Here is an 18,928-nt window from a genome sequence, read left to right as displayed (position 1 = left end):
TCATCACAACACCATCGCTGCAATCCAACCAAATACCAGCAGCGGAATATTATAGTGCAAAAACGTTGGTACGACGCTATCCCAAATATGGTCATGCTGCCCATCAGCATCAAGCCCCGACGTTGGCCCTAAGGTAGAATCCGACGCAGGTGAACCTGCATCCCCCAGCGCGCCAGCCGTGGCAATCAGCGCCACCGTCGCGGTGGGTGAAAAGCCCATCGCCATACACAGCGGCACATAAATCACCGCGATAATCGGCACGGTTGAAAACGACGAGCCAATACCCATCGTCACCACCAAACCAATCAGCAGCATCATCGCCGCGGCCATGCCTTTTGAGCCTGCAAACAGCTGGGTGCTGGCATCAACCAACGGCTTGATTTGGTCGGTTGCCGTCATCACCGCGGCAAAACCCTGCGCGGTAATCATGATAAACCCAATCATCGCCATCAGCTTGATGCCTTGGTTAAACACATGATCCGCATCGTGCCACTTGACCACCCCCGTCGCCATGAATACGCCAAAGCCAAACAACGCGCCCAAAATCAGCGAATCCGTATACAGCTGCACACCAAACGCCACCACAATCGCCAACACAGCAATCATGCTTTGATACTTTGCCAACGTGTGATTGGCGGCTTTGGTATTATCCGTGCCATATTGTTGCGCGGCGTGGTGCAGCTGTCCATCCAGCGCGGTTTGCTGGTACACGCGCGGCTTACGATAACTGATAAAAATTGCCGTCAGCAGACCCGTGAGCATACCAAGCGCAGGAATTGCCATCGCATGATAAATGGATACGCCTTGCGTGTTGAGCCCTGCGTCGTTGATATTTTTTAAAATAATTTGGTTAATAAAAATATCGCCAAAACCATATGGCAAAAACATATACGTATTGACCAAGCCAAACGTCATCACACACGCCACCATACGGCGGTCAAGCTGCAAGCGGTTAAACACCGTCAGCAAAGGCGGCACAATCAGCGGAATAAACGCAATATGAATCGGAATCAAGTTTTGGCTGGCGCAGCTCATAGCCAGCAAACCCAATAAAATCGTCCACTTGACCCGCGCCATGCCACGTTTATTATGACCTGCCGCGCCTGTTGCACAAGCGTCATGGTCAAGCGCGCGCACCGCCCATGCCGTCACCTGCTGCGGCAAGCCTGAGTGCGAAATCGCCACCGCAAACGCCCCCAGCAGGGCGTACGACAGCGCAATTTGCGCACCATTGGCAAGCCCTTGCTGAAAATGCGTCAGCACACCCTCACGCACCACCGTGCCTGCCGCATCGGTGACATCTGCCAGCGGTAAGCCTGCCATCAGCCCACCGACAAGGCTTGCGATAATCAAACACAACACCACATGCACACGCGCCAGTGACAGCCCCAACATGACGATGACCGCCCACAACACGGGATTCGTCCACATCACCCCACTCTCCCTCAATCCAATCAATCAAACCGTCAGCCGCCGCTATCCCAGCGCGGCAATCACCCCAAACCAGCACCCCATACGGGCAAACACGCCCAAACCGTCCCAACTATCGGCGAATACCGATCAAGTTTGCCAGTTTGCGCCAATCATAACAAAAATTTTGCTTCATATTTTATTAAAAACTTGCCAAACCAAGCCTGCAAAAAAATTGACAAAAAAATAAAGAACGATAAGATACCGTTCTTTATTGCGCAGGCTAGACTGCTTGGCGATTACTATCAAGCATCGTACGGATCACGCAGTACGATGGTTTGTTCACGGTCAGGGCCAGTTGAGATGATATCAACGGGGCATTCGATAAGCTGCTCAATGCGCTTGATATAGTTCTTAGCATTGTCAGGCAATTGATCGTACTCGGTGATGCCAACGGTGCTGGTTTGCCAACCGGGCACGGTTTCATAGATGGGCTTGACATTGGCATAAAACTCGGCATCGCTTGCGCCTGCAAACTCGGTCTGTGGCAGCTCATAGCCTGTGCAGATGTTGATTTCTTCTAAATCATCCAATACATCAAGCTTGGTCAAACAAATGCCCGACAGTGAATTGAGCACTACCGCACGGCGCAAGATCGACGCATCAAACCAACCACAGCGACGCGCACGCCCTGTGGTCGCGCCAAATTCTTGCCCGACTTTTGCCAAGTGCTCGCCTGTTTCGTCAAACAATTCGGTAGGAAACGGCCCAAAGCCCACACGCGTGGTGTATGCCTTGGTAATGCCCAGCACGTAGTCGATATACAGCGGCCCGATTCCCGTGCCCGTGCACGCGCCACCTGCTGTGGTGTTGGAGCTGGTAACAAACGGATAAGTACCGTGATCGACATCCAACAACGTGCCTTGCGCACCCTCAAACATCAAATGCTTGCCGTCCTTGCGCAGCGCATCAAGCTCGCCTGTGACATCGGCAACCAAGTCTTTAAGCGCGTGTTGCCACGACTTTGCCAATGCCAAGGTATCGTCAAAATCCACCGCCTCTACGCCGTAATACTGGGTCAAAGCAAAGTTATGAAACTCTAAATTGGCTTTGAGCTTATCGGCAAAATCTGCGCGGAACAAATCAGCAAAGCGAATCGCACGGCGGGCAACTTTATCTTCATAGGCAGGGCCGATGCCGCGCCCCGTTGTGCCGATTTTGTTGTTGCCGCGTTTTTGCTCGCGTGCTTGGTCAAGCGCAACGTGCTGTGGCAAAATCAACGGACAGTTGGGCGAGATGCGCAACCGCTCACGCACAGGCACGCCTGCCTCTTCAAGCTCTTGCATTTCTTTGAGTAGCGCGTCGGGGGCTAAGACCACACCATTACCGATGTAGCATTTCACACCCTCACGCAAAATACCTGATGGAATCAAATGCAGCACGGTTTTTTTGCCACCAACCACCAGCGTATGCCCTGCGTTGTGTCCGCCTTGGTAACGCGCCACCGCACCTGCTTTTTCGGTCAGCAAATCAACGATTTTGCCTTTGCCTTCATCACCCCACTGACTTCCTAAGACCACCACACTTTTGCCAAATTCAGCCGTTGCCACGTTTGTCACCTCGCTTGCTGTTATTTGATGAAAAAACTGTTAAAAAATTGATAATAAAAATTGGCGCTAACCTTAAAAAACCTCAACGCGCCACCGCCTGCCATGTACCGTTGTGCCATTGTAGTTCATGACTGGCGGTAGGCATGTCATGAGCATTGACCGCCACCACCACCGCTTGCCCGTTGGCACGCAATTTGGCAATTGCTGCTTGTAGGCTGTCATCTTGTCTGTGTGCTTGCCATGTGGCAAACGGCACCACGATCAAGGCTACAGGTATGGCAGTGACATGGTTTTGCCAACGTGTCAAATCCGCGCTAAAGCCTGTCGCAGGGCGCGTGTGCAGGCTGTGTGGATTGACAAACCGCCCCCCGCGCACCAGCGGCAGCGCGTCATTGCCAACATATACTTGAAACACCACGCCTGTGTGATAATGGTAGCCTTGCAATTCGCTGACATCGACGCTTACGGTCGCGGTTTGCCACGTTTGGCGCAAGTAGGCAGCCAACGCACGCAAGTCCGCCAAGGCTTGCGCGATGTCGGTATTTTGACGGGCGGTGGGCGATAAATTGGCTTGTAGACGGTCTAGGTCATTGCCGTCTTGCACCAAGGTATAAAAATCCTGTGCCAACGTGGCCGAAAGCTCGCCTTGTGCGTTTAGCTGTTGGCAAAATGTGGCAAGCTCGGGCAAGGCTTTGTTGGCATATAGCTTGCTAAGCTCGTCTTGCTGGCTGGCAGACAGATTGGCTTGCTTGGCCAACGCGCGAAAAATCGCCACATGCCCGATGTCGATATGGCACTGGCTGACCAGTTGGGTGCTAGCCAACAGTGCGTGCAACGCATCAAACAAGGCTTTATCAGCGGCCAAATCCGCCGCGCCAAACATCTCTGCCCCCAGTTGTAGCGGTGTGCGTGAGCCAAACAAGCCTTTGGGCAGGGTATAAACCACGTGCCCTGCATAGCAGTACCGCGCCACGCTGTGGGCGGTTTTGTCGTCGCTGTCGTGTAAATACGCATCGATGCGCGCAATTTGTGGGGTGATATCGGCACGCAAACCCATCAAACGCCCTGTGAGCTGGTCTACCAGCCGAAACGTTTGGCGTTTGAGGTCTTCACTGGCATGATGTAGTAGGCTTTCGGCGTATTCAATAAACGGTGGGCTGACCAGTTGGTAGCCATGTGACAGCAAAATTTGGGTCAGCTGGTAGCGCAAGGTTTCTTGTTTCAGCGCTTCGGTATGGAGTAGGTCGCTGACCCCATCGGGCAACAGCCACGACAATTCACGTGTGTTGTCGCCGTCTGACACGGCGGCTAGCTCAGAATACTGCTGACTGTGGTTGATAAACGCCTCACCCATACGCTGATTGTCTTCCGTCGTTATTGTTGGTTCAATTTAATTCAAACACGCTATTTAGCAAATCTTGTCAAATGGCGCTTGGTTTTACAATGCGGTGCTTTAGATTGTGCCACAAAGACCAGCCCACCACGCGCCTTAGCTATGTCGTACGGGGATTTATTGTAGCATAGCTGGCACAGGGTTGGGCGGTTTTTTGTGGTTTGTCCGCGTGGTTTTGCAAATTTTTGGCAGGCTTGGCTAAATAATGTGATTTAAAAAGATTTTGACGCGTTGGCGCAAGCATGTCAAAATATGCGCCTAATTTTTTCTTTGGGTTGGTGCTGGCGGTTTTGGCTGGTATCTTGACCTTGAGCGATTTTTGACGCGACTGTATTTTTGACGCGACTGTTTTGATGCGAGGGGCTGCGCGATGTCACACGGTTTTGACCCCCATGCCAATCAAACCAACGTGCTAGGCACGACGCTGGCAAGCTGCTGTTTTGCACCTTTGACGGGCTTTTATCGTGATGGTTTTTGCCACACGGGCGCGCGCGATATTGGCATGCATACAATTTGCGCCAAAATGACGCGCGAATTTTTGGAGTTCTCGTTTTCTCGCGGCAATGATTTGATTACGCCATTGCCCGAGATGGGCTTTTTGGGTTTACAACCAAATGATTTTTGGTGTGTGTGCGCGCTGCGTTGGCTTGAGGCATTGGACGCAGGCGTTGCCCCACCGATTAAACTTGAAGCGTGCCATGACAGCGTGTTGAGTCTGGTTGATTTAGACACGCTTAAGCAGTACGCAATTTAGTTTTGTTTTTTAGCTTATTTTCATCAATTCATGTGATGCCAAAACGGCTAGACCGTGGCCGAATGCTTGGCACAGCTTGTGATATAGCTGATTATTTTGACGGATTGCCTATCGCACCCATCACTATCCCAAACACTCACCGCAGCGCGTAGCGTTGTTTCATCCACCTCACGCAGGAGACTTGCCCATGACGCCACCCCATGACCCGTCACGCCACCATATCCGCCTTGAGGACGATGATGACGATACGCTGATTTTGCCCGAAGGCTTTTTGAGCCATGAAATCATGCCGCATGATTTGGCAGAAGCCCATTTTCGCCAGATTGATAAAGAGCAGTTTCCGACGGGCGATTTTGGTGTCAATCATTACCAAAACGATGAAGGCACGCTTGAGGTGTATGCGCCGATTGAGATGCCCGTGCGCGATTATGATCCCGATGCTGACACCCAGCTGATTGAATCACGCTTTACGGGTAAAAACGAGGTTGCTAACTGCTTTGCCTATTCACGCAAAACGGGCGAAAACTTGGGCGTGATTGAGCTTGATGACGTGCGCCGCGAGCTTACCAACAACAATGTATTTGTGTGGATTGGGCTGCATGACCCAACGGCTGAAACCATCCGCGAGGTGCAAGAGGCGTTTGACTTGCACGAACTGGCGATTGAGGATGCGTTTGCTGAGCATCAACGCGCCAAGGTCGAAAGCTATGGCAATGACAGCGTGTTTGTGGTCGTGCGTACTGCCAAATTGACCGATTACACGATTCGCTACGGCACAACAGCGATTTTTATGGGCAAGCAGTACATCATCACAATTCGCCAAGGCGCGTCACACAGTTACCAAAGTGTGCGTGATTATTGCCACCGCCGCCCCGAAAAAATGCGTATGGGGCCGATTTTTGTGTTGCACGCGATTTTAGACTTTGTTGTGGATAACTATTTGCCGATTACCGACAAACTTGGGCGGTATCTGCGCGAGCAAGAGCGCGAGATTTTCTCAGAGGATTTTGACAAGCAGACCTTGCGCAATATGTACGAGCTTAAATCCCAGCTGGTGCATATGCGTGCGGTGATTTTGCCCGTGCAAGATATTTGTAACTTTTTTATCAACCACAAAAAAGAAGATTTTTTGCCCAATTTTCCTAACCAAGCCAAGCCGTATTTTCGGGATGTCAATGACCACTTGCTGCGCGCGCTTGATGCTGTAAACGGCCTGAATGAAATGCTTAGCGTGGCGATGGACACCTATATGGCGGTGGTGACGATGGGGCAAAACGAGGTCGTACGCAAGCTGGCAGCGTGGGCAGGTATTTTGGCGGTACCAACGGCAATTGCAGGCGTATACGGGATGAACTTTGATAATATGCCCGAGCTGCACTGGCAATACGGTTACTTTATCGTGCTGCTGGTCACATTGACGATTTGTTCGTTGTTGTATTATCGCTTTAAACAATCGGGTTGGTTGTGATTGCCGATTTTACCCAACCGCTTTTACCAAACTGTGTGGTCGTGGTGGTTAGCAGCCGCTCAACCAGCACCCAATAAGCTTGCGGTCAATGCAACAATGCAACGCTTGAGGCTGACTGTTTGCCCCCAAGGTGTTTAATAACACAAAACATCGAGCACAAAACATCCCTGCACACCACGCAGGGATGTGGGGGCACTATAAACCACAATCGAGCATCAAACCAAAATCATTCATCCCAAGCATCACGGTTGGCTTCATGACGCAGTTTTTTAAAATCATCGGGGTCAAAGGTGGGAAGCTTGCCCAATTTTAACTGACGTTCATAATCCTTTAAGATTCTAAAAGCAACGGGCGACAGCCAAACGATGGCAACCAAATTGATCAATGCCATCAACCCCATGGATAAATCAGCAAAGTCCCACACTGCTTTTAGATTGGCGACTGAGCCGATAAATATCATCGCCAATACCGCCACGCGCAATGCCGTCACCGCCGCTTTAGCAACCCTAGGCCCTGCAATAAATTCAATATTGGCTTCGCCATAGCTGTAGTTAGCAATGATGGATGTGAATGAAAAAAAGAAAATAGCAACAGCAATGAAATATACGCCCAAATCGCCCACATAGCGAGACAACGCCAGCTGAGTGAGCTGAATGCCTTCTTGCTCTACACTTGGGTCAATGACACCCGACAAAATAACGATAGAGGCGGTGGCGGTACAAATGACCAGTGTATCGATGAATACACCCAGCATTTGCATAAAGCCTTGGGTGGCAGGGTGATTGGGGTAAGTCTGCGCGGTGGCCGCGGCGTTGGGTGCTGAGCCCATACCTGCCTCATTAGAGAACAGACCACGCTTGATGCCATTCATCATCGCTTGGGCAATGGTATAGCCCAGTGCACCGCTTGCCGCCTGTTCAACACCAAAAGCGGATTTGAAAATCAACGCGATGGCAGACGGCAGCTGGGGTAAATTGGTGACCACCACAAACATCGCCAACAACAAGTACAAAATCGCCATGACAGGCACAACCTTGCCAGCCACTCTTGCCACTGACCGCATGCCACCAAACACCACAGGCGCAGTCAATAACACCAGCCCAACACCCGTTACCCAAGTCGGGATATGAAAGGCTTCATTGACTGCTTGGGCGATGGTATTGGCTTGCACACCGTTAAACGCCAGCCCAAACGCCGCCAACAAACACAGCGCAAACAAGATCGCCAACCAACGCTGGCCGAGTCCTTTTTCGATATAATAAGCAGGGCCGCCACGATACACGTTGTCGGTGTGTGGCACTTTGTAGGCCTGAGCCAATGCCGACTCGACAAAACTTGTCGACATGCCAACCAAAGCGGTGACCCACATCCAAAAAATCGCGCCAGGCCCGCCCAGATAAATAGCGATGGCAACACCTGCCAAGTTACCCGTACCGACGCGAGCAGCCAGCGAGGTCATCAAGGCCTCAAACGAGCTGATACCGCCATCACGCCCACCTTGGTTGGAGATTTTGAGCAGCTGCCACATATGCCCAAAGTGGCGAATCTGTTTGACTTCCTCCCCTCCCTATCGTTCGGGGATTCCTTCTGCAAGACGGTGAAGCCCCACCGCAAACCTAAGACAATGGCAACCGCCCGTACGACACACCGTACATCTTAGGTTCTTATTTTAAGCTAATCCTACCGTTAGGATTGTCTTAGACACGAATTAGCTTAAGTGTGTGTTTGGAAACGTCTTACCAGTTAAGTCACTGCGTACTCGCAATTTAGTCTTAACTTAACTGTGGAATGTAAGACATTGAATATAGTGAGATGAGTATAGCAAAACTTATCACATTTAACAATTGCCTTATATCCACCGCCTGAAGTCGCAGGTTTACGGCAACGAATGATAAATCGGGTGGCGATGGTGAAATACAGCCCCACCCCAAGCAATACATAAATCAGTAAGTAGCCCCAAATAATGCCATTACCCCAATCGATAAACGCATGAAACCAATCAAACATGCTCATCCCTCAATCTATCAAACCAAACCAATCGCTTAGGCAAAAATTGCCCAACGCCTCAATCATACAACCATTTAATTATAATTATAAAGGTAATTAGCATCATGTATGCGCAAAATATTATCCCTAAATACCATGCTCAAAAAGCCCAACCGTACCAAACACCTGCCATGTCAGCCTTAAACATCCGCAAAATTTGTTCGCGTGCTTGTCCATATGGTCAAGCGCGTTTGAGGCGTAGCGCGTTCATGACCACGCCAAACGAGCTTAGCGACATGCCAATGGCAGCAAGCCACGGCGGTACATAGCCGAGCGCGGCAGGCATCAGCACGGCAATGTTGTAGCCAATCGCCCAACGCATGTTTTGCTTGATGATGTGTTCGGTTTTACGCGCCACCGTGTGGGCATGGCGAATGGCAGTCAAGTTGCCGCCAATTAATACCGAATCACTGGCAACCTGCGCCAAATCTGCCGCGCCTGCCATCGCCGTCGAGACATCCGCCCCTGCCAGTACGGGCGCGTCATTCACGCCATCGCCAACCATCTGCACCACCGCGCCCTGTGCTTGCAAGGTTTTGATATGCGCCAGTTTGTCATCAGGCGTGAGACCTTGATACACCGCATCAATACCCAATGCCTGCCCGACTTGCTGCGCCTGTGCGCTGGGGTCGCCTGTCAAAATCAGCACCTCAATGCCTGCCGCCTGCAAGCCTGCCACCGTGGCTTGCGCTGTCTCACGCACTTTGTCATGAAAATAAAAATGCGCCAACGCCTGCCAGCCTGTTGCGGTTTGGCGGCTAAGCGTCACACTGGTGCTGGCAGAATGCGCGGCTAAATTGGGCAAATCAGAATCGGGCAAATCGGACAACGCGCGGCCTTGGCTAGCGTGTGGCGCAGCCAACGCAAACGCGCTGTGCCCCAACCGATAATGCTGCTCACCAATCGCCGCCGTGATACCGCCGCCTGCAACGTGTTGTAGGTGTGTAAGCGTTGGCAAATGCAGCTGACTTGCCGCACCCAGCAGTGCGTGGGCAATCGGGTGGCGGCTACCAACCTCCATACCTGCGGCTATGGCAAGTAGCGCGTCGGCATTGGCTTGACTGTCAGCGTCGCTAAGCGTTTCAATGTGTAATAGCTTGGGCTGTCCGTAGGTCAGCGTGCCTGTTTTGTCAAACGCCACATGGGTCACGTTTGCCAACGCGCCAAGCGTGTGCCCACGTGTCGCCAAAAAACCCAAACTTGCCAGCCGATTGGTCGCCACCGTCAGCGCAATCGGCGTTGCCAAAGACAGTGCGCACGGACACGTAGCCACCAGTACCGCCACCGTCGCCCACACCGCTTGCGCAGGTTCAATGATATACCACGCGATAAACACCACACTGGCAATCAACAACACGCGCGCAACAAACCACCGCGCCATGCGATCCGCACGCAGCGCAATTTGTGGTTTTTCGCTAAGCGCGCGATTAACCAAGCGATCAATGATCCCAATTTGGCTGTCATTGGGCAGTGCGGTGACTTGCATGACAAACGGTTGGCTGTCGTTTTGACTACCACCAACAATGGCATCGCCGCGCTGTTTGTTGATTAAATCACTTTCACCCGTCAGTAGGCTTTGTGATACCGTCGCGTGTGCTGACAGCAAAATCCCGTCGCTAATCACGCTACTACCTGCATCAATACGCACAATATCACCGACTTTAAGCGAAGGTGCGCTCACCAGATTATCAGGGGTGACGGTATCGGCGTTTTTGAGTAGCGCATCAAGCTGTGATACGGGCAGCGCAGCCAATTCATCAGCACTTAATACCGCATACTCACCAAGTTTTGCCACCAAAATCGGTTCAACCACCACCAAATCCTGCGCCAAATTTGCCGCCTTGCTGCGTGCGTTATGCTCAACATATTTACCTGCCAGCAAGAAAAAAATCAGCATACTGACCGAGTCGTAGTACGTCTCGCCCGTGCCGCTGGTGGTGGCATACATACTGGCAGCAAACGTCAGCACAATCGCCAGCGCAATCGGCACATCCATATTGACCTGCCGCGCGCGCAATGCCGACCACGCCGACGCAAAAAACGGCGCGCCTGCCAGCAGCACGACAGGAATACTGACAAACAGCGACACCCAGCGCAAAAACTGCTTGTCCTGCGCTGCCATGCCGTAATAATCGCCAAAATACATACCAACAGCAAACATCATCGCCTGCATCGCGCCAAGTGCCGCCACACCCAGCTGAAACACCATACGCCGATTGTGCCGCGCCAGCATCGCCACGTGGGTATCTTGCCGATACGGTTTGGCATCATAACCAATCGCTTGGATTGCCGCCAAAATCTGACTAATCGGCAGCCGTGTGTCATCCCACAGCACACGCATGCGCTGTTGGGTGAGATTGACTTGGCACTGCGCCACACCGTCTAGCGCGTGCAATCGGCTTTCTATCAGCCAACTACACGCCGCGCAGCGCAAATTTGCCACAGACAGCTCGGCCACGCTTAAGTGGTCTTGCTGATAGACAAATTGCGCTTGCACGTCGCGGTGGTCGTACGCTTGCAGCTGATACAGCGCATCGGGCAGACTTGCCGTGCGGTTGATGGTACTGCGGTCAAGATAGTACTGCTCAAGCCCTGCCTCAACAATACTTTGCGCGGCAAGCTCACAGCCAAGGCAGCACATGGCACGCGCCGCGCCCAGCACAGGCGTATAAAACGGCGCATTGGGCAACGGGTCACCGCAATGAAAGCAGCAGCCATCGGGCGGTAGCACCAGCTCGGTGATATCGGCTAAATACGTGTCGGTTGGGTGAGTTGGGGCGACGGGGGCGGTATTGGACATAATATAACAACGGTATGATAAAGCACAATAAATACAATGCAAGGTTTATGCAGGTATTATGGGGCATTTTGGCAAAAATTGAACACGGGCAATGATTGAAATTTGACCACGATTTTGTCATCATAACGGGCTTTGGGATAGCCAAAATCATTTTTGCCACCGCGCGCCATACTGCCGCCTGCCAGCAATTTAGCCTACCATTTGCCACGCCATTTTTCCAAAACAACTTAACCAACGGAAACCTAACCTGCCATGATAAGCCCACACAGCCTACAAAAAGCCATTAAGCCGTCTGCCTTGGCAGCCTTTGTCTTATTGGCGCAAACCAGCGTCGCGCAAGCCGCGCTAAGCTCAGGCTTTGATGCCAAAGAATACATGACACTGATGGCACTGTTTGATGAAACATTTGACACCAACAACCGTTTTGACGCCAGTGACGTGCAAGATGCGCTCAAGGACTATCGCAAGGTGTATGTCGCGCCTGAAGTTGCCTTTAAGAACCGTTGGGCGTTGTTTGTCAATGATGGCCAAAAAACGGGCGTGATTGCGCTGCGTGGCACGATTCAAGACGCGGACAGCTGGGCGGCAAATTATTTTTTTGCCATGATACCTGCCCAAGGCGCGCTACAAGTGGGTGAGCGCAGCCTGCCCTACAAGTTTGCCGACCATCCGCAATCGGCAGTTCATGCAGGTTGGGCGATTGCCACTTTGGCGATGGCGGACGATGTCGAGGCGCACATCCAGCGGCAATACGCGCGCGGCATCAAGGATTTTAACATATTTGGCCACAGTCAAGGCGCGTCACTGACGTATTTGCTGACCTCTTACCTCAAATACCGCCAGCAAGCAGGATTTTTGCCGCGTGATATCGTGTTTAAAACCTACTCAAGTGCCGCGCCCAAGCCTGGCAACTTGCAATATGCTTATGACTACGATTTTTTGACCCGTGACGGTTGGGGTTATCGCATCATCAATAGCGCCGATTGGGTCACCGAAACGCCATTTACCGTGCAGTCTGTGCAAAGCCTTGCCGATACCAACCCCCTTGCCCATCCCGAACAGTTAGACAAAGCCAATCCACTGCTAAAAAAAGCGGTTGGCAAGCTGATTAAATACCCCGTCAAGACCCAAGCCCTATACACCAAATACTTTGGCAGCGGCGTGTTTAAGCTCAAGGTACAGCAGCTCATGCCCAATTTACAAGAGCCCAACTACGTGCAAGACCTCAACTACACGCCTGCAGGTGCGCCGATTGTGTTGATGCCTGATGCCGCATTTGCCGCCACATTCACCCAGCAGTCAAATTTATCCGAGCGTGACCAAATTTGGCTTAATCACAAAAATGCAGTGTATTATTGGTTGGTCAAGCATTGGTATTTAAAAGACGGGCATGAGCAAAATCCCACGCAAGACAACCCACCCGTCACTGCCAAACAGGCAAACTAGCATTTACCACGCTGGTATTTAGATTGAGCAACGGCGCGAAATGTTGATTGATTGAAATTTGTGACAAGTTTTGTCATCATAGCGCCATTTATTGATCGATGGTGTACCCGATGGGTCATGCCATCGCCACCCCGTTAAGCAACAGTTGGGCAAAAAATTGGGCAAGCGCGCGCATTCTTACACCAAAGCCACTTTATCTTCACCCTTGCCAAATAACGGCCAAGTGGTGCGCATCAGCCTGTATCAACAGCGCGGCGGCTATATCATCAGCTTTGTATTTAGCGTGGTTGTGATTGCCGCGTTGGTGTGGTTGGCGTTGTATGTCGTGCACCAAGACCGCTTGATCACGCGCAAGTTTGAGGGTAAACGTTGGAACATTCCTGCCAAAGTATACTCACAACCGCTACAACTGTACCAAGACGCGCCTGTACGTAGCAAAGACTTAGAATATTGGCTGAGCCTAATTAACTACCGCGCGGCAGATGATTATCACACGCGAGGCACCTACCAAAAACAGACCATTCGGCTAAAACCCAGTGAGATGGCGGCGATTAACGCCCACTATGCCAGTGCGGTGGCTGGCACACAACCCCTTGATGACCAAGACAGCCCAAACCCACCAGACCCAAGCACCGCCGACACACAAGACGGCCAAACGCAAGACCAAGACGCACAAGACGGCCAAGACAATCCAGCCACGCCCAAACGCTTAACCAGCGACAAGGCAACCGAGTACTACATTCACACGCGCGATTTTGGCTTTTCTAAAGACCAACACACCCCCGAGCAAGTTGTGCGTGTGGTGTTGCAAGATGACCGCGTAATACAGCTACAAAGCACCCAGCCCAATGCCGCTGCCACCGTGCTGCTAGAACCTGTGCTGATTGGTGGCATTTATCCCGATAACAACGAAGACCGCATTGTGCTTGATATATCGCGCATTCCCAAACCGCTGATTGACGCGCTGATTGCCACCGAAGACCGCGAATTTTATACCCATCATGGGATTTCGCTACGTGGCACGGCGCGCGCGTTGGTCAGCAATTTGACGGGCGGATCACGGCAAGGCGGCTCGACGATCACCCAACAGCTGATCAAGAATTTTTACCTTAATTCTGACCGTACAGTCAAGCGCAAAGCCAACGAAGCTTTGATGGCGTTATTGCTTGAATATCATTACAGTAAGCAAGAAATTCTACAAACTTATATCAATGAAATTAATCTTGGACAAAATGGCAATCATTCCATCAATGGTTTTGGCTTAGCGGCGCAGTTTTATTTTAACCGCCCGCTCAATGAGTTGCGCCTTGACCAATACGCCTTGCTAGTTGGGCTTGCCAAAGGTCCTACCCAATACAATCCGTTTCGTGACCCCGATGCGGCATTGGCGCGGCGCAATGTTGTGCTGCACAACATGCTAACCCAAAACACAATTAGCCAAGCGCAGTACGAGCAAGCCATTGCCCAACCGCTGGATGTCGTCAAATCGCCCAGTATTGGGCAAAGCCGTTTTCCTGATTACCTCGATATTGTTAAACGTGAGTTAAATTTGACGTATGACAGCGATGACCTCAAAAATGAAGGTATGCGGATTTTCACCAGTTTTGATCCACTGGTGCAACAAGCGGCAAACCAGGCGGTCAGCGAAAGCCTAAAACGGCTGAATAAAGCCAACCGCAAGACCGCCAATCAGCTACAAGCGGCGTTGGTCAGTGCTGACCCACAGACAGGCGAGCTGCTTGCCGTTGTCGGCAGTGGAACGACGTTTACAGGTTTTAACCGTGCGATTGATGCCAAGCGTCAAGTCGGTTCGCTACTTAAGCCGATTATTTATTTGACCGCGTTTGAACAAGGCAAATACAACCTTGCCAGCAGCGTGGATGATGCGCCCATTCGTCTTAAATTGTCCGACGGCAATACATGGACGCCGACCAACTACGGCGGCGGCAGCCACGGGCAAGTGCCACTGATGACCGCGCTTGCCAACTCGTATAACCAAGCGGCGGTGCGCGTCGGTTTGGATGTCGGCGTGCCCAATATCATCGCGCAGCTACACAACATGGGCATTAGTAAAAAAATCCCCGAATATCCTGCCATGCTGCTGGGTGCGCTGAATTTGTCGCCGCTGGATATGCTTGGGGTGTATCAGGTGTTGGCAAATGGCGGCTATCGTGTGCCTATTCACACCATTCGCAGCGTGGTCGATGGCAAGGGGCAAGTCATCCAAACCGTTAAGCCTGAAATCGTCAGCGATGAGACGCGTGCCGAATTTGACAGCGTGCTATTGCCAACGGGCACGACCAAAACCCACCAACCCGTCAGCCCCCCAGCCGTGTATCAGACCAATTTTGCCATGCAAAAAGTCGTGCAAAACGGTACTGCCAAAGCGGCGTTGAAATTGGGCGAAGATCTGAACCTGGCAGGCAAAACAGGCACCACCAACGACTATCGCGACGCATGGTTTGCAGGCTACAGTGGCAACCGCGTAAGCGTGGTGTGGGTGGGGCGCGATGACAACACGCCGATGGGTTTAAGCGGTGCCACAGGCGCGTTGCCGATGTGGATTGACTTCATGCAGCGATTGTATCTAACGCCTGTTGCCTTGCCAGTGCCGAGCCGCATTGAGCCGTTGTGGCTGCAAAACGGCGAAGGCACACTCTCCGATGAGCGCTGCGCCAATGCTGTACTGGTGCCTGTCGATACCAAATTTTTGCCCGAAGACAGCAGCCAATGCGCCGTCGCGCTATATCGCCAAGAACAAGAACGCCGCTTCGAACGCCAACGCACGCAAGATGCTGCCGATCTATTTGCCAGTACCAACGCGCGTTTGCAGCGCAGCCAAGGCTATGCCGAGGCAACCAACCAAACCGCCGTGGTCAATAACCGCACCGACGCGCCAGACGCAGCCAACAACAGCTACTTTAATCAAAGCCAAAGTAATCCACCACCTGCGCCCAGCCCGAGTTTTAATCCAACCCCTAGCCCAAGTGGTAACAGCCCCAACACCACCACGGAACGACCCGACACGCATTACAGTACCGATCCCAGCGAGCGCATAGCTCGACCTGTCGCACCTGTTATGCCGTGATGGTTTACTAACATTTACTTTATTATCATTTAAAAAAACAAGGATATCCCCATGAGCTGGCAACAACTGCACCTACAATGCGCCAAAGACCACACCGAACTTGCCGAAACTCTACTGCTTGAAGCAGGCGCGATCAGCATTAGTCTAACCGACGCAGGTGACCAACCGCTGTTTGAACCCATGCCCAACGAATCACCACTGTGGGATGAAGTCATTGTCACCGCGTTGTTTGATAGCAGCACCTTTGCCAGTGCCAGTGAGCTTGAGACGCTTAGCCATACCATCGCCGATAGCTGCCACGCCAGCCGCGTGTGGGTCAGCCAGCTTGCCGACAAAGACTGGACACGCGAATGGATGCAGCATTATCAACCGATTGAATGTGCGCATGGCTTGTGGATTGTGCCACAATGGCTTGACGCGCCCGACCCCAGCGCGACCAACTTATATCTTGATCCTGGTTTGGCGTTTGGGACAGGCTACCATGCAACCACGCGGCTGTGTTTGGATTGGCTAGCGGGGCAAGATTTGACGGATAAAATTGTCATCGACTATGGCTGTGGCTCAGGGATTTTGGGCGTTGCTGCGTTGGTATTGGGCGCAAAAATCGTCTATGCCGTCGATATCGACCCGCAAGCGGTCTTAGCAAGCCAACAAAACGCACGCTTAAACGGTGTGCAAGACCGTTTGCAGACCTTTTTGCCCGAAGCGTTTGCCACATTTTGGCAAGAGGCTGATATGCAAGCGGATATGATCACCGCCAACATTTTGGCAAAACCGCTGATTCAGCTTGCGCCGTATTTTGCCACGTTACTCAAGCCACATGGCAGCATTGTGCTGGCAGGTTTGATTGAAAACCAAGTCGAGGCGGTGCGCGAAGCCTACGCGCCTTTTTTTGACATTAGCGCTGACTTTACGTTTAAAAACGAAGAAGACGAGCATTGGCACCGTTTATCAGGTGTGCGTCGGATAAATTAGATTTTATCAAACTCAATTTATTTTATTTTGTAGCTAGGCTGATATTTTTATGCTTAAAATTAACGTATGTTTAACAAACTATCGTTAGTTGAGTAAGAGCAATACTTGAACCGATGGGCGGCGGATTGCACCGCCCTGCTTGAATTGACATTGGCAAAAAAATACGTTTCAATACATTGAAACTCCGATGACGAGCGTATCATGCCAACTGCCGAATTTGACTGTCCGTATTGCCATCAGCATTTTGCCATCAAAAAATCCTTGCTGACGCGTAGAAAAGGCTACGCGCGTTGCCCACATTGCAAACGCCACTTCTCACCCAGTCAAGATACCGAAGAGACTTTGATTTTTGATGACCACACGGGGCTAGACGATGACGAGGCGGTGCAATCGACCCTTCAGTCACCGCCATCCAACCCTGCAGATGATTTTGTTATCTTAGACAATATCAACGCATCGGTGCACGATACCTCGCCCATTTTTGCCAAAGAAATACAGCAAACGCAAGAATTACAAGATGAAAGTTGGCTAGAAGACCTGCTGGCCGATGAGCCGCCTAAGCCTGACCAAACGCCCCCTGCACCCACTGCGGCAACCGCGCTGCCCCATGACCGCACGCCGCCGCTATCGCCGCTTAGCAGTGAGGCGCTACCTGCATACATGCACAAAGTCGAGCAGCGGCTTGGGTCATCGTCGACATCTGGGTCTGCGCGCCACGCAGGCAATGCCGCGGCTATCGGCTGGCTATTGGGCAGTATCGTGTTGGGGCTGCTCTTGGTTGGGCAATATGTGGTGTTTAATGCCAATACGCTGATGCAACAACCCTCTGGTGCGGCGTTTTTGACGCGCACCTGTGATGTCTTGCCCATAGATTGCCATTTGGCGTATGCCAACGAGGCATGGGCAGATATGCAGGTATTGGATGTGGCAGGCAATACCAAACACACCGATGTGATTTTTCGGCTTACCAACACGGGGAATGCGCCGCTGCTGTACCCCAATTTGGTTATTACCTTGCGCCAAGGCAATACCATCAAGGCACAAGCTGCCGTACCTGCTAGCCTATATGCTGAGCCCAACAGTCAGTATCTGCTACCCAGCCAAATTCAAGCCGTTAAGCTGCGCCTTGATTTTCCCAAAACCCAAGTCCGCCAAGCCAATGTTGAGCCGTTTTATTAAGATGGTGTTTACTTGACAGACTTTGGCTTCAATCGCGCTGGGTTTTACCCGACAGTGCTGTTTGCTTTACAATAGCTATTTTGCGCCCCCTTAAGCTTGTATGTTTTATGCCAATCACGTCCACCAAACCCGACCCATCCACCCTCACACCGCCAACCGACCCAACCCTTGGTTTACCCAGCCTAAGCGAACATGTCGCCATCGCAGTGCGGCAATACCTCGCCACGCTTGGCGATGAAAATGCGTCTGATCTGTACGCGCTTATGCTTAGCCAGCTTGAGCAGCCGCTGTTACAGGTACTGCTTGAGCACACGCGCGGTAACCAAAGCCAAGTTGCCGACATGCTTGGCATGAACCGCGGCACGCTGCGCAAAAAACTCAAAACCTATGGGCTGCTAAAATAAGCGCATCGCCAAACGTTTTTGGTGTGCAATATGCTACAATACGGCAAATTTTGGCGTTTTGCTCCTCCGTTGCCGTAAACCTGCGACTTTAGGCGGTGGATACAAGGCAACACGGGAACTAAAATTACACACGAATTTTTTTTAGCGTGTGTGTTTTACTACGTGTGCTTTACTACAAATCTTGTTAAAATAACCCCATGAAAACCCTCAAGTTACGCATACGCGACAAACACACAGACCAACTAAACCGCCTAAGCGGTTCGATTAATTTTGTGTGGAACTACATCAATGACTTGAGCCTGCAATACCTTAAACGCACAGGCAAATTCCTATCCGCTTATGATTTAAACAAATA

General features: G+C 51.6%; 13 protein-coding genes. 7 read left to right on the top strand and 6 right to left on the bottom strand.

Annotated features, from left to right (window positions below):
* Positions 1–3: 3 nt before the first annotated feature.
* From AC5L4R_RS08695 to AC5L4R_RS08685, 3 genes are all read right to left on the bottom strand, one after another.
* On the bottom strand, positions 4–1,431 hold the full coding sequence (locus AC5L4R_RS08695; protein ID WP_494473681.1) for a Na+/H+ antiporter family protein: 1,428 nt from the start codon (positions 1,429–1,431) through the stop codon (positions 4–6).
* A gap of 284 nt (positions 1,432–1,715) precedes the next feature.
* Positions 1,716–3,020 (bottom strand): adenylosuccinate synthase, encoded by a 1,305-nt coding sequence (locus tag AC5L4R_RS08690; RefSeq protein WP_494473672.1) that lies wholly within the window; start codon positions 3,018–3,020, stop codon positions 1,716–1,718.
* Positions 3,021–3,102: 82 nt separating this feature from the next.
* Positions 3,103–4,374: an ATP phosphoribosyltransferase regulatory subunit gene (locus AC5L4R_RS08685; RefSeq protein WP_494473673.1), complete on the bottom strand. Its 1,272-nt coding sequence runs from the start codon at positions 4,372–4,374 to the stop codon at positions 3,103–3,105.
* 409 nt (positions 4,375–4,783) lie between these two features.
* Between AC5L4R_RS08685 and AC5L4R_RS08680 the strand changes: the two genes are divergently transcribed.
* Positions 4,784–5,167, top strand: a complete 384-nt coding sequence (locus AC5L4R_RS08680) for a DUF2237 family protein (RefSeq protein ID WP_395144081.1) — start codon at positions 4,784–4,786, stop codon at positions 5,165–5,167.
* 412 nt (positions 5,168–5,579) lie between these two features.
* The gene (corA, locus tag AC5L4R_RS08675) at positions 5,580–6,635 is read left to right on the top strand and encodes a magnesium/cobalt transporter CorA (protein ID WP_494473682.1); all 1,056 of its coding nucleotides are present in this window, start codon (positions 5,580–5,582) and stop codon (positions 6,633–6,635) included.
* Positions 6,636–6,861: 226 nt separating this feature from the next.
* Here corA and AC5L4R_RS08670 read toward each other — a convergent pair whose 3' ends face one another.
* The 3 genes from AC5L4R_RS08670 to AC5L4R_RS08660 form a co-directional block, all read right to left on the bottom strand.
* Entirely contained in the window at positions 6,862–8,181 is a 1,320-nt protein-coding gene (locus AC5L4R_RS08670) for an alanine/glycine:cation symporter family protein (RefSeq protein WP_494473683.1), read from the bottom strand.
* A 197-nt stretch (positions 8,182–8,378) separates the two neighbouring features.
* Positions 8,379–8,642, bottom strand: coding sequence for an alanine:cation symporter family protein (locus tag AC5L4R_RS08665; RefSeq protein WP_494478043.1), 264 nt, complete (start codon positions 8,640–8,642; stop codon positions 8,379–8,381).
* Positions 8,643–8,862: 220 nt separating this feature from the next.
* Complete coding sequence (locus AC5L4R_RS08660) at positions 8,863–11,481, bottom strand: heavy metal translocating P-type ATPase (RefSeq protein WP_494473675.1); 2,619 nt, start codon at positions 11,479–11,481, stop codon at positions 8,863–8,865.
* Positions 11,482–11,733: 252 nt separating this feature from the next.
* On the opposite strand from AC5L4R_RS08660, the gene AC5L4R_RS08655 reads away from it, so the two are divergent.
* The 5 genes from AC5L4R_RS08655 to AC5L4R_RS08635 all read left to right on the top strand — a co-directional run bounded on the left by AC5L4R_RS08655 (position 11,734) and on the right by AC5L4R_RS08635 (position 18,573).
* Complete coding sequence (locus tag AC5L4R_RS08655; RefSeq protein WP_494473676.1) at positions 11,734–12,927, top strand: lipase family protein; 1,194 nt, start codon at positions 11,734–11,736, stop codon at positions 12,925–12,927.
* Between the two features lie 91 nt (positions 12,928–13,018).
* Positions 13,019–16,015, top strand: coding sequence for a penicillin-binding protein 1B (gene mrcB / locus AC5L4R_RS08650; protein WP_494473677.1), 2,997 nt, complete (start codon positions 13,019–13,021; stop codon positions 16,013–16,015).
* A gap of 51 nt (positions 16,016–16,066) precedes the next feature.
* Complete coding sequence (gene prmA, locus AC5L4R_RS08645) at positions 16,067–16,990, top strand: 50S ribosomal protein L11 methyltransferase (RefSeq protein WP_494473678.1); 924 nt, start codon at positions 16,067–16,069, stop codon at positions 16,988–16,990.
* A 201-nt stretch (positions 16,991–17,191) separates the two neighbouring features.
* A complete protein-coding gene (locus tag AC5L4R_RS08640) occupies positions 17,192–18,169 on the top strand; it encodes a hypothetical protein (RefSeq protein ID WP_494473679.1) in 978 nt (325 codons plus the stop codon).
* A gap of 107 nt (positions 18,170–18,276) precedes the next feature.
* Entirely contained in the window at positions 18,277–18,573 is a 297-nt protein-coding gene (locus tag AC5L4R_RS08635) for a helix-turn-helix domain-containing protein (RefSeq protein WP_494473680.1), read from the top strand.
* Positions 18,574–18,928 lie beyond the last annotated feature (355 nt).

It is taken from the genome of Faucicola sp. SE7633, assembly GCF_059264685.1.
The sequence above is the reverse complement of the archived record's forward strand: the minus strand, read 5'-3'. Positions and strand labels throughout refer to the sequence as shown.